12 protein-coding genes are annotated in these 11,893 nt (G+C 46.0%); 4 read left to right on the top strand and 8 right to left on the bottom strand.

Going from position 1 to position 11,893, the window contains the following annotated elements; genetic code table 11:
* Positions 1–26: 26 nt before the first annotated feature.
* From BDI_RS10140 to BDI_RS10125, 4 genes are all read left to right on the top strand, one after another.
* On the top strand, positions 27–1,313 hold the full coding sequence (locus BDI_RS10140; RefSeq protein WP_008780091.1) for an MBL fold metallo-hydrolase: 1,287 nt from the start codon (positions 27–29) through the stop codon (positions 1,311–1,313).
* A gap of 77 nt (positions 1,314–1,390) precedes the next feature.
* Entirely contained in the window at positions 1,391–2,590 is a 1,200-nt protein-coding gene (locus BDI_RS10135; protein ID WP_005854538.1) for a pyridoxal phosphate-dependent aminotransferase, read from the top strand.
* Entirely contained in the window at positions 2,591–3,835 is a 1,245-nt protein-coding gene (locus BDI_RS10130) for an ABC transporter permease (RefSeq protein WP_009018135.1), read from the top strand.
* A 42-nt stretch (positions 3,836–3,877) separates the two neighbouring features.
* Positions 3,878–4,411 carry a very short patch repair endonuclease gene (locus BDI_RS10125; protein ID WP_008780092.1) on the top strand — a complete coding sequence of 178 codons (534 nt, stop codon included), beginning with the start codon at positions 3,878–3,880 and terminating at the stop codon, positions 4,409–4,411.
* Here the strand turns inward: BDI_RS10125 and BDI_RS10120 are convergent.
* The 8 genes from BDI_RS10120 to hisH all read right to left on the bottom strand — a co-directional run bounded on the left by BDI_RS10120 (position 4,408) and on the right by hisH (position 11,670).
* Entirely contained in the window at positions 4,408–5,571 is a 1,164-nt protein-coding gene (locus BDI_RS10120; protein ID WP_011966661.1) for a glycosyltransferase, read from the bottom strand. The genes BDI_RS10125 and BDI_RS10120 overlap by 4 nt on opposite strands.
* Before the next feature lie 117 nt (positions 5,572–5,688).
* On the bottom strand, positions 5,689–6,846 hold the full coding sequence (lysA, locus tag BDI_RS10115) for a diaminopimelate decarboxylase (RefSeq protein WP_008780094.1): 1,158 nt from the start codon (positions 6,844–6,846) through the stop codon (positions 5,689–5,691).
* A 62-nt stretch (positions 6,847–6,908) separates the two neighbouring features.
* Positions 6,909–8,225 carry an aspartate kinase gene (locus BDI_RS10110; RefSeq protein ID WP_005854548.1) on the bottom strand — a complete coding sequence of 439 codons (1,317 nt, stop codon included), beginning with the start codon at positions 8,223–8,225 and terminating at the stop codon, positions 6,909–6,911.
* A gap of 66 nt (positions 8,226–8,291) precedes the next feature.
* On the bottom strand, positions 8,292–8,969 hold the full coding sequence (locus BDI_RS10105; protein WP_005854551.1) for a cell division ATP-binding protein FtsE: 678 nt from the start codon (positions 8,967–8,969) through the stop codon (positions 8,292–8,294).
* Positions 8,970–8,977: 8 nt separating this feature from the next.
* Positions 8,978–9,574 carry a bifunctional phosphoribosyl-AMP cyclohydrolase/phosphoribosyl-ATP diphosphatase HisIE gene (gene hisIE, locus BDI_RS10100; protein WP_005854554.1) on the bottom strand — a complete coding sequence of 199 codons (597 nt, stop codon included), beginning with the start codon at positions 9,572–9,574 and terminating at the stop codon, positions 8,978–8,980.
* Positions 9,575–9,590: 16 nt separating this feature from the next.
* Positions 9,591–10,346, bottom strand: a complete 756-nt coding sequence (gene hisF / locus BDI_RS10095) for an imidazole glycerol phosphate synthase subunit HisF (RefSeq protein ID WP_009275763.1) — start codon at positions 10,344–10,346, stop codon at positions 9,591–9,593.
* A gap of 17 nt (positions 10,347–10,363) precedes the next feature.
* On the bottom strand, positions 10,364–11,083 hold the full coding sequence (hisA, locus tag BDI_RS10090; protein ID WP_009275764.1) for a 1-(5-phosphoribosyl)-5-[(5-phosphoribosylamino)methylideneamino]imidazole-4-carboxamide isomerase: 720 nt from the start codon (positions 11,081–11,083) through the stop codon (positions 10,364–10,366).
* Positions 11,080–11,670 (bottom strand): imidazole glycerol phosphate synthase subunit HisH, encoded by a 591-nt coding sequence (gene hisH, locus BDI_RS10085; protein WP_005854561.1) that lies wholly within the window; start codon positions 11,668–11,670, stop codon positions 11,080–11,082. The genes hisA and hisH overlap by 4 nt, the downstream gene beginning before the upstream one ends.
* Between the last annotated feature and the right edge of the window lie 223 nt (positions 11,671–11,893).

Raw genomic sequence — 11,893 nt, 5'->3', positions numbered from 1 at the left:
TAGGCTAATATTAATATCGGTTTTGAATGATGGATAGAAGAGGTTTTTTGAAGAATGCTACGCTTGTGAGCGCTGCTTGTTTGATGGATTTCAGGGAGGCTTTGGCGTGGGGCGCTAAGGATGCTGAAGTAGGAAAAGCATGGAAAGGATGGAAAAAGGGGCAGTTCCAGATTCATCTGATTTATACCGGGGTGTCGGAATCGATGTTCTTGATTTTCCCCGACGGTACAACGATGCTGCTTGATTGTGGTGATCATAATGCGGTTGGGCGCGGTAAATTGGCTGTGCCGGTGCTTCCCAATCCCGATCGGCATGCCGGGGAGTGGATCTCACGCTATGTCCGGAGAGTGAACCCTCAGAAGGATTATGTTGATTATATGATGTTGACGCACTATCATTCAGATCACGGTGGCAACAATAAATTCTACGCTCGTAAGGAGACGAGGGATGGTAAGGATTACTACCTAAGTGGATTCTCTCAGGCTGCCGAGTACCTTACGTTTGGCAAGGCTTTTGACCGTTGCTGGCCCGACTACAACGATCCTCTTCCTTTGACCCAGGAGGCAGCCGATGCTTTTGAGCACATGAAGGATTTTTACGACTATATGTTGGCTCATAAGAAGATGGAGATTGAGAAGTTCTGTCTTGGCGAAACCAACCAGATCGCCATGAAGAAAGACGCTACGGCATATCCGGGATTCTCGGTAAGAAATATCTGTGCCAACGGCCGCATTGCCGATAAGGAGGGGAATATACGTGACCTCTATGCGGAGCGCAAGAAATCCAATCCGGTTAAGTTCAGTGAAAACGGAATGAGCCTGGGCATGATCTTTACCTACGGCGATTTCAAATTCTATACGGCGGGAGACTTCTCTGATGGCTGGGAGTTGCCTAATGGAAAGAGATTCGAGATAGAGGATGCGATAGCCGACGTGGTTGAGCCGGTGAGTGTGGCGAAAATCAATCACCACGGACACAAGTCAATGACTGATAAGCTCGTGGCTGCGTTGCGTCCGCGTGTTGTTGTCAACAACGTGTGGGATCAGCTTCATACACTGCCTTCGGTCATGGAGCGTTTTTATAACCGGAATCTTTATCCCGGCGAGCGCATCGTGTGTCCTACCGTGTTCCCTGCAGAACGTCGTGCCGAGGATGCCGGACAGCCGTGGCTTGATATACTTAACCCCTCGTCGTTTGATGCCGGTCATGTGATTGTCAATGTCGAGGAGGGAGGTAAGGACTATTCGGTTACTTACCTCACTGCCAATGATGAGTCGATGACTGTAAAGAGCGTGATGCGGTTCAAGTCATAAACGGCTTGAATTTGGTGTCAACTGTCAACTAAAATGCCTATCTTTGCATCATAAAAACGAATAAATATAGAATAATAATGCCCAACATCTCACAAAGAGGAGTCGAAATGCCCGCTTCCCCGATCCGGAAGCTGGCTCCATTGGCCGATGCTGCCAAACAGAGAGGAGTTCATGTGTATCACCTGAATATCGGTCAGCCCGACCTTCCCACTCCGCGAGCGGCACTTGATGCGATCCGTAATGTCGATCGTACGGTGTTGGAATATAGCCCTAGTCAGGGATATCGCAGTTATCGCGAGAAGTTGGTTGGATATTATAAAAAGTATGATATTAATCTTACGGCTGACGATATTATCATCACTACCGGTGGTTCGGAGGCTGTTTTGTTTGCCTTCTTGAGTTGCTTGAATCCGGGTGATGAGATTATTGTACCGGAACCTGCTTATGCCAATTATATGGCATTCGCTATCTCGGCAGGAGCCGTGATCCGGACAGTGACGACTACGATAGAGGAAGGATTTTCTCTTCCGAAAGTGGAAAAATTCGAGGAGTTGATCAATGAGCGTACTAAAGCGATCCTGATCTGTAACCCGAACAATCCTACGGGTTATTTGTATACGCGTCGTGAGATGAATCAAATCCGGGATATCGTAAAGAAATATGATCTTTATCTTTTCTCGGATGAGGTATACCGGGAGTTTATCTATACCGGTTCCCCGTATATCTCGGCTTGTCATCTGGAAGGTATCGAGCAGAACGTGGTATTGATCGATTCTGTCTCAAAACGCTATTCGGAATGCGGTATCCGTATCGGTGCGTTGATTACGAAAAATGCCGAAGTGCGTAGTGCCGTCATGAAGTTCTGCCAAGCTCGTTTAAGCCCGCCTTTGATCGGACAGATCGCGGCCGAGGCTTCTTTGGATGCTTCCGAGGAGTATGCCCGTGAGACTTATGACGAGTATGTGGAACGGCGTAAATGCTTGATCGATGGCTTGAACCGTATTCCCGGCGTTTATTCTCCCATACCGATGGGCGCTTTCTATACGGTGGCTAAACTTCCGGTGGATGATGCCGATAAGTTCTGCGCTTGGTGTCTGGAAGAGTTCGAATACGAGGGTCAGACGGTCATGATGGCACCGGCGTCGGGTTTCTACACGACACCGGGACTTGGTAAGAATGAGGTTCGTATGGCCTATGTCTTGAAAAAGGAAGATTTGGCGAAAGCTTTGACGGTGTTATCAAAGGCGCTGGAAGCTTATCCGGGAAGAATGTTATAAATGAATTTAGAGCTATTTATCGCCAAAAAGATACATTTCAGCAAGGAGGGGGATCGAGAGGTTACTCCTCCCGCTGTTCGTATTGCCATGATCGGGATCGCCTTGGGATTGGCGGTGATGATTCTTTCGGTGGCGATCGTGATAGGCTTTAAGAAAGAGGTCCGGAACAAAGTGATCGGTTTCGGCTCGCATATCCAGATCACGAATTTCGATAGTAATTCTTCCTATGAGTCGCAGCCGATAGCGGTTAGCGATACTTTATTGAATGCGCTCGATGCATTCCCCGGTATTCGCCATGTCGAGAAATTTGCGACGAAGCTAGGCATCTTGAAGACTGACCAAGATTTTCAAGGAATTGTCTTGAAAGGGGTGGACACGGATTATGACTGGACTTTCTTCAAGGATAATTTAAAAGAAGGCGAGATCTTTACGATCCAACCGGATAAGAACTCTACAGATGTTATTATTTCCAAGTATTTATCAGATCTGCTAGGACTAAAGGTAGGGGATTCTTTCCTGACTTATTTTGTGCAAGATGACGTGCGTGCCCGTAAGTTCACGATCACGGGGATTTATGAGACGGGTTTCCTTGATTATGACAAGATGTTCGTAATCGCTGATATTAAGCAGATACGCCGCTTGAACGGTTGGGATAAAGATCAAGTAAGCGGACTGGAGTTGCAAGTGGATGACTATGATCGTTTGGACCAAGTGGCCGAGGATGTTTATTTCGATCTGACGGAACGGCAAGACCGAAATGGCAATACGTTCTACGCCCGCTCGATCAAGGAGTTGAACCCGATGATCTTTAATTGGCTGGATGTGCTGGACATCAATGTGGTGGTTATCTTGGCGCTGATGCTTTCCGTCGCAGGGTTTACCATGATCTCCGGATTATTGATCATAATCTTAGAGCGTACCAATATGATCGGAATCCTAAAAGCCTTGGGACAAAATAATAACAGTATTCGCAAGATCTTCTTGTATGTCTCTTTCTTCTTGATCGGCAAAGGAATGTTGTGGGGGAATATCATCGGTATCTCTCTTTGTTTGCTTCAATCTCATTTCCACATTATCCAATTAGATCCTTCTATTTATTATTTGGATGCCGTGCCTATCGATCTGAGCCTATTTTCACTGTTCCTTTTGAATATAGGGACATTGGTCGCCTCCATGTTGATGATGTTAGGACCTTCCTATTTGATTACGAAGATTGATCCGGCCAAGAGTATCCGTTTTGAATAAAAGCCGTATCTTTGGCATACGTTCTAGTTTTGCCGGATTGATATGACAGATCTTATCTCTAAAGAAAAGCGTAGCTATATCATGTCTATGATTAAGGGCAAGAATACAAAGCCCGAGATTATAGTCCGTAAATACCTGTTCCATTGTGGCTTTCGCTTTCGTGTGAATGTAAAGCGCCTTCCCGGTACCCCTGATATCGTATTGCGTAAATATAAGACCGCTATCTTCGTGAACGGCTGTTTCTGGCATGGGCACGAGGGTTGCCCTGAATTTCGTCCTCCCCGTACCCGGGTAGAGTGGTGGACCGAGAAACTAAACCGGAATAAAGCCCGGGATGCCCGTGTACGTGAGGAATTACGAGCGATGGGCTGGAATACGATGGTGATTTGGGAATGCCAGCTTAAACCCAAAGAACGGCAAGCTACTTTAGAAAATGTCGTCCGTTTATTGGAAAAGACGTATGTGGAATCTACCTATCATGCGAAGTTTACCCCAGCCTACCCGCTATTAGAGGAGGAAGAACTTCCCAAAGTGGCGGAAGAAGAGATATCCTATGAGAGTGCTCATCATTATTAATTCTCCAACCGGAACGTATAATCCTTCCTACTTCTGAAAAGCCGGTAAATACGGACATATCCATTGAATATGGGTTGAATAAACTCCAACAGGAATAACCAACCGATAGTAGGGCTTTGTTGAAGCATTCGAGCTGATTTGCCGAAAACGATTGCCTTGATTATAAAACGTATCAAATATAATAATACGGCGATCAAGGAGATTAGCCAGTTGCCCTGTAATCCGATCACTACCGTAGCGATAACCGATGCTTGGAAAAGGTAGAAACAAGTGGATTCGAGATGATAGAATGTCAAGGCGCTTCCTTTGTAATACCGTTGAGTGGCGGCACGGGAAACCTTCATCTCTTTCCAGATTCCAAAACGTTCGATTTGATCCATTTCCGTTAGGCTGTCCGGAGTATAAATTACTTTCGTATTCTCCTTGGTCGAGGCTTCGTTGATGAATAAGTCATCGTCTCCCGCATGCAAGTTCAAGGATTGGTAGTAACCTTTATGCTTGAAGAATAACTCTTTCCGATAAGATAAATTTCGTCCGTTTCCGGTATATGGGTGATGGGAGAGGGCGGAAGATAGATAACGTAAACCCGTCAATAAGTTATCATAGGCGATCAACTTATGAAAGAATCCCTTGTAGTTGCTGTATTTGCAGTAGCCCAAGATAATACTGGTCTCGGGTGTGTATCCACCAACCATGGCGGATAACCATTGATCGTTGAGCGGTTGGCAATTCGCCTCCGTGAATAGAAGAATATCGTATTTGGCCGCTTTCGCGCCTAGGGTAAACGCCAGTTTACGGCGGCTTAGGTAGCGAGCGTCCGAGGGGACGTAAGTATGATACAAATGTTTATACTCATTTTGAAAGAACTTTAGCGTATCGTCAGTATCGTCGCTTGAGCCATCGTTGATAACGACTACCTGATATTCAGGGTAATCTTGTGTAAGTAACGCTGGAAGGTGTTTCTTGAGGTTCTCAGAATCATTTTTAGCGTATATGATGATGGATACGGGGAGTTTATTACCTTCCTCTAAGGTATCATCCGTTCGTCTTGACGCACGTAAAAGGCGGGCATAAGCGATCAGATAATAAAGAGATAAGATAACGAACCCTATCAAAGAGATCCCCAAAAGGAAAAGCTCTGTAGTATTGAGTAGAAACATAATAATGTACCAATGTATTAAATGTCAATGTGCTAAAACGACAATATACCAATGCGATACCTAAAACGTATTCGCATGGGTATATTGGTATAGTAGCGAAGCGCTATTACCTCTTTATTATATCGTATCGGAATAATAGGCTTTCGGTAAATGGCGGCAGTTGTATTGGGAGGCCATGACCTCGCCATAAGCGCCGGCGGAACGAAGGGCGATCAAGTCGCCACGATGAGCCTTATTCAACTCTACATCCTTACCGAATACATCCGATGACTCACAGATAGGGCCCACTACATCGTAAGTCTCTACTGCCTCATCGCTGCTGATGTTCTCGATACGGTGATAAGCGTCGTACATCGCCGGGCGGATCAATTCCGTGAAACCTGCATCAAGGATAGCGAATTTCTTCGTCTCTCCTTCCTTGACATATAATACCTTAGAGATTAATGTTCCGCATTGAGCGACGATCGAACGTCCCGGCTCAAAATGTACCTGTTGACCCGGACGTACTTGAAGCAGTTTATGAATGGCCGCGAAATAGTTATCGAAAGCCGGGATCGATAAATGATTCGGGTGATAGTAATCGATACCTAATCCACCTCCGAAGTTTAGGTTCTCCACTGTAACCCCATGAGCTTCCAGTTCTTCCTGTATCTCGTTGAAACGAATTACCAAATTGCGGAAGCTAGACATATCCGTGATCTGTGAACCGATATGGCTATGGATACCGATCAACTTCACATTCTTCATCTCCTTTAATTTATCCAGTACACCTCCTAATTGGCTAAGGTTGATACCGAATTTATTCTCTTTCATACCCGTCGTGATCTTGGCATGCGTATGGGCATCCACTTCCGGGTTGATACGAAGGGCGATAGAGGCTACTTTATTTTTAGCGGCCGCCAGCTCATTGATGATTCCCAGCTCAACGGCAGATTCCACGTTAAAGCAGAAAATATCATTGTCCAGTCCTAGGTTGATCTCCCAATCCGCTTTGCCAACACCGGCAAAGACAATCTTATCGGCAGGAAAACCGGCATCTAAAGCTGCCTGTACCTCGCCGCCACTTACGCAGTCTGCGCCAAGGCCGTTTGCCGCTATGATGGAAAGGATACGGGGATTGGCATTCGCTTTCACGGCATAATGCACGTGGTAACCATATTTCCCGGATTCGGTTTTTACTACGTCTAATGTGTCTTGCAATAGCTTGACATCATAATAATAAAAAGGCGTAGAAAGCTGCTTGAACTTTTCTACAGGAAATGTTCCTTTGAGCATATTATACGAAATTATATAAAGATAAATAAGGGCAGTCTGTAAAAGGCCGCCCTCGTTTGTTTTTATTTGTTGTTAAATAAATGATCGCTTAGAGCTTGCAGCGCTCTCTGCTTGTCCGAGGCCTTGATCAGCAAGGAGACGTTGTAGTTGCTTCCTCCGTAGGAGATCATACGGACCGGGACATCCTTCATAGCTTGTACGATACGAGCCTCGAAGCCGATGTTATCCCATTCTAGGTCGCCAACCACGCAAACGATAACCATATCCTCGTCTACGGTCACGGTTCCGTACTTCTTCAAATCGTCAACGATCTCTTCCAGATGCTTGCGGTTATCGATCGTAACGGAGACACCCACTTCGGAAGTCGTAACCATGTCGATCGGAGTCTGGTAGTTCTCGAAAGTCTCGAATACCTTACGCAAGAAACCTGTAGCTAGCAACATACGTCCGCTCTTGATCTTGATAGAGGTAATATTGTCTTTGGCGGCGACCGCTTTGATCTTACCTTTTTCGATAGCGTTTGAGATCAATGTACCCGGAGCGTCCGGCTGCATCGTATTTAACAAACGAACCGGGATGTTGTTCAATTTAGCCGGCAATATACAAGTCGGGTGAAGGATCTTGGCTCCGAAATAAGCTAATTCGGCAGCTTCCTCGAAATGCAATTGACGGACTGGAGACGTTCCCTGTACGATACGAGGGTCGTTATTGTGCATACCGTCGATGTCTGTCCAGATCTGGATCTCTTCCGCACCGATAGCCGCGCCGATTAAGGATGCGCTATAGTCGCTACCACCTCGTTGTAGGTTATCGATCTCGCCGTAAGCGTTGCGGCAGATATAACCTTGTGTGATGTATAGATCAGCATCCTTATTATCAGCGAGTAATTTCACCAATTTCTCTTTGATATAGACAGGGTCCGGTTCCGCGTTCTTATCCGTACGCATATAATCCAAAGCCGGGATCAATACGGATTTCACGCCGCATTCGTTCAAATAAAGATTCATCATACCCGTAGAGATCAACTCTCCTTGTGCCAAGACAACCTTTTCCTCGAACAAGGTAAACAGATCCTTCGTGAACGTACGGATATATTCGAAATGAGATTTTATCAGTTCTTTGGCCTTCTGTTTATATTCCTCGGTGCTGTATAGTTCCTCAACATGGCCCATATATTTCATGGCAAGCTTGTTGATGATCTCATTCGCTCCGTCTGGGTTCTTTTTGTACAGGTAGTCGGAAATCTCGACTAACGAGTTGGTTGTACCCGACATGGCTGACAATACAACGATCTTACGGTCTCCCGTGATCAGTTTCGCTACATCTTTCATTCTCTGTGCAGATCCCACAGAAGTACCGCCAAACTTTAAAACTTTCATCTTCTTTTGTTCTATATTAAATTGTTTTCTTTTTCAATCGAATGCGACCGCAAAGTTACAAAAAAATTATTCTCTGACATCACTTAGACAGGCATTCTCGCATTTTACTATGCGGGCAGGATAATTATGCACGATCGTATAGTTATGAGTGGTCATAATCACCGCCGTTCCCTGCTGGCAGATGTCGTGTAAGAGTTGTACGATTTGTCCGCTCGTCTCCGGGTCCAAGTTGCCGGTCGGCTCATCCGCCAGTATCAACTTGGGGTTGTTCAGAAGGGCACGGGCAATAACGATACGTTGTTGTTCCCCGCCGGATAGCTCATGCGGCATTTTATAGCCTTTGTCTTGCATGCCTACCTGACGGAGCACGTTGTCTATCCGTTCCTTGATCTCGCTTTTCTTTTTCCATCCGGTGGCTTTCAGCACGAATTCCAGATTCTTGGAGACGGAACGGTCGGTCAACAATTGGAAATCTTGGAAGACGATACCTAGTTTCCTACGCAAATAAGGGATATCCTTCCGCTTCATCTTGGTGAGGTTGTAATCCATGATACGTGCCTCGCCTCGCAAGATCGGTATCTCGCAATACAAGGACTTGAGCAGGCTGCTTTTACCGGAGCCTACCTTCCCGATCACATATACGAACTCTCCGTTACGAAGCGTGAGGCATGCGTCGTGTAATACCCTGTTTTCCTCACGGCATATCTCCACGTTCTCTAATTTGAGTAGAATATCTTCTTCCATAGAATTTATCAACCTTTATGTCTTTTCTTTAATTCACGGGCGAGGTCTTCCAGACGAAGTCCCTTGCTTGTCAATAATACGATTAAGTGGTAAACCAAGTCGGATGCCTCATAGATGAAGCCGTCCTCGGTTCCGTTGGTCGCCTCGATAACGGTCTCTACCGCTTCTTCGCCGACTTTCTGGGCCATGCGATTCACGCCTTTCTGGAATAAGGTAGTCGTATAGGAACCTTCCGGCATTTCTTGACGGCGACGCTCGATGAAGTTCTGCAAGTATTTCAAGAACATGATATCCTCTACGTTCTTCTCGCCGAAACAAGTATCCGCTCCCGTATGACAAACCGGTCCGGCTGGAATCGCCTTGATCAATAATGTATCGTTGTCGCAATCCGCCGTGATGCTAACTACCTGCAACGTATTTCCGCTACTCTCTCCCTTCATCCACAAACGGTTTTTCGTGCGGCTAAAGAATGTAACCTTACCCGTACTTACTGTCTCATCATAAGCTTCTTGATTCATGAAGCCCAACATTAATACCTTACTCGTGTTGTTGTCTTGTACGATAGCGGGTATTAATCCGCCCATTTTCTCGAAATCTAATTTCATCTTTATATATAATGTGTTATATCCTTACATTGATCCCCTCGTCCTTGAGGTATTGCTTCAAGTCGCTAATCCGTATCTCGCCGAAATGGAAAACGCTGGCCGCTAAAGCCGCGCCCGCTTTCCCGTTGGAAAACGTATCCCGGAAATGTTCCATCTTTCCCGCTCCACCGGAGGCGATAACCGGGATATGCAACGTATCGGCCAAGGTAGCCAGAGCGTCGTTCGCGTATCCGTCTTTTACGCCATCGTGCGTCATACTGGTGAAAAGGATCTCGCCGGCGCCACGGCTTTCCGCTTCCGAGGCCCATTGAAACAAATACTTATCCGTCGGGACACGCCCTCCGTTTAGATAGCATAGCCAGTCATTGTTCTCAAAATTAGCGTCGATAGCGACTACGCATACCTGACTACCAAAGTTCTTGGCGATCTCCTCGATTAATGCCGGGTTACGTAAAGCCGCCGAGTTGATCGAGACCTTATCGGCGCCAGCGCTAAGCAAACGATCCACGTCCTTCAATTCGTTGATACCTCCACCCACGGTAAAAGGGATGCTGATATGGGCCGCCACTTGTTTTACCAACTCGGTGAAAGTCTTTCGCCCCTCGTGTGAGGCGGTAATATCCAAGTACACTAATTCGTCGGCCCCTTCACGGCTGTACTGGGCGCCCAACTCCACGGGGTCTCCAGCGTCGCGAAAGTTCACGAAGTTGATGCCTTTTACGGTCTTTCCATCCTTTATATCCAGACAGGGAACAATTCTCTTGGCTAGCATATATCTATTTTATTATTTCAAGTAAAACGAAGTAAATCTTTCAACTGGATCTTCCCCTCATAAATGGCCTTGCCGAAAATGACAGCGGGAATCCCAGCCTCAGATAATTTCTCAATATCCTCGATCGAGCTTACGCCACCGCTCGCTATGATATAAAGGAAGGGGATCTCGTCCCGTATCTCTTTATATAAATCGATAGCCGGGCCTTGCAGCATACCATCCCGTGCGATATCCGTGCAGATCACCTTGGTAATCCCCTTGTCGTAATATCCTTTGATAAAAGGAACCAACTCTTGGCTGGTCGTTTCCTCCCAACCGCTGATGGCGATCTTCTTTTCTTTGGCATCGGCCCCTAATATGATTTTCTCGCTACCGAACTTGCTGATCCAAGAGGTGAACATTTCCGGGTTCTTCACGGCGATACTGCCTCCGGTTACCATCTGGGCGCCGCTTTCGAAGGCGATCTCCAGATCATCCTCTTGTTTCAAGCCCCCTCCGAAATCAATGATCAAGGAAGTCCGGGTCGCTATCCGCTCAAGGATACGGTAGTTGATGATGCGTCCTTCACGGGCTCCATCCAAATCTACCACATGCAAACGCCGGATGCCGTTACCCTCGAACATCTTGGCCACCTCCAGAGGATCTTCGTTGTAAACCTTCTTGGTCGCGTAATCTCCTTGCGTCAACCGGACGCATTTGCCATCTATTATATCTATAGCGGGAATAAGCTCAATCATATCTTTAAAAAGTTTTTCAATATAACCTCTCCTACCGATCCACTTTTTTCCGGATGGAACTGTGTCGCGTAGAAGTTGTCCTTATGTAAAGCGGCGCTGAACGGAAGGATGTAATCGGTCGTAGCCGCCGTATATTCATTTACAGGTACATAATAACTATGTACGAAGTAAACAAATTTGTTCTCCAATCGCTCATTGAATAGGCCGCTTTTAACGTTTGTCAAAGTATTCCAACCCATGTGAGGAACCTTGTCCTCATGCTTTCGCGGAATGAAACGTTTCACTTCCGTAGGGAAGATCCCCAAGCAATCCGCGTTTCCCTCCTCTGAACGCATGCACATCAATTGCATGCCGAGGCATATCCCGAGTACCGGTTGCTTTAGGTTCAAGATCACCTGATCCAATTTATGCTCCCTTAAATACTCCATGGTCGTGAAAGCTTCACCTACTCCGGGAAAGATAACCTTATCCGCTTTATTTAATAATTCCGGATCAGCCGTGATGATCGGGGTAACGCCCAACCGCTTCAAAGCGTAATCTACCGAGTAGATGTTTCCGGCATTATATTTAATAATGGCAACGTCCATTGTTGTTAAGCATTTATATTGAGTCGCAAAAGTAACAAATTATCATTACATAATTATGAATGGCGATTGAAAAGTTCCAAAATGAAATGTATTTGTGATAAACTGGTGTGATCGGGAAGGGGATAGGGGCGGCATAATTATGTAGCTTCTGAGGTCTCTCCAGATATTTTTACTATCAAATATGATATTTTTTTGCGTCAGCTATTGCAGATTTAAAAATAAT

Source organism: Parabacteroides distasonis ATCC 8503, from assembly GCF_000012845.1.
In the GTDB taxonomy this organism is placed as follows: Bacteria; Bacteroidota; Bacteroidia; order Bacteroidales; family Tannerellaceae; genus Parabacteroides; species Parabacteroides distasonis.
Note: the sequence above shows the minus strand (reverse complement) of the source record. Positions and strands in the feature narration are given on the sequence as shown.

Bases quoted from the DNA above. Each gene is read 5' to 3' on its own strand.
- BDI_RS10130 (WP_009018135.1), top strand. From the start codon at position 2,591: ATGAATTTAGAGCTATTTATCGCCAAAAAGATACATTTCAGCAAGGAG.
- BDI_RS10110 (WP_005854548.1), bottom strand. From the start codon at position 8,225: ATGAAAGTTTTAAAGTTTGGCGGTACTTCTGTGGGATCTGCACAGAGA.
- hisIE (WP_005854554.1), bottom strand. From the start codon at position 9,574: ATGAAATTAGATTTCGAGAAAATGGGCGGATTAATACCCGCTATCGTA.
- BDI_RS10105 (WP_005854551.1), bottom strand. From the start codon at position 8,969: ATGGAAGAAGATATTCTACTCAAATTAGAGAACGTGGAGATATGCCGT.
- hisA (WP_009275764.1), bottom strand. From the start codon at position 11,083: ATGATTGAGCTTATTCCCGCTATAGATATAATAGATGGCAAATGCGTC.
- BDI_RS10120 (WP_011966661.1), bottom strand. From the start codon at position 5,571: ATGTTTCTACTCAATACTACAGAGCTTTTCCTTTTGGGGATCTCTTTG.
- BDI_RS10125 (WP_008780092.1), top strand. From the start codon at position 3,878: ATGACAGATCTTATCTCTAAAGAAAAGCGTAGCTATATCATGTCTATG.
- BDI_RS10135 (WP_005854538.1), top strand. From the start codon at position 1,391: ATGCCCAACATCTCACAAAGAGGAGTCGAAATGCCCGCTTCCCCGATC.
- BDI_RS10140 (WP_008780091.1), top strand. From the start codon at position 27: ATGATGGATAGAAGAGGTTTTTTGAAGAATGCTACGCTTGTGAGCGCT.
- hisF (WP_009275763.1), bottom strand. From the start codon at position 10,346: ATGCTAGCCAAGAGAATTGTTCCCTGTCTGGATATAAAGGATGGAAAG.
- hisH (WP_005854561.1), bottom strand. From the start codon at position 11,670: ATGGACGTTGCCATTATTAAATATAATGCCGGAAACATCTACTCGGTA.
- lysA (WP_008780094.1), bottom strand. From the start codon at position 6,846: ATGCTCAAAGGAACATTTCCTGTAGAAAAGTTCAAGCAGCTTTCTACG.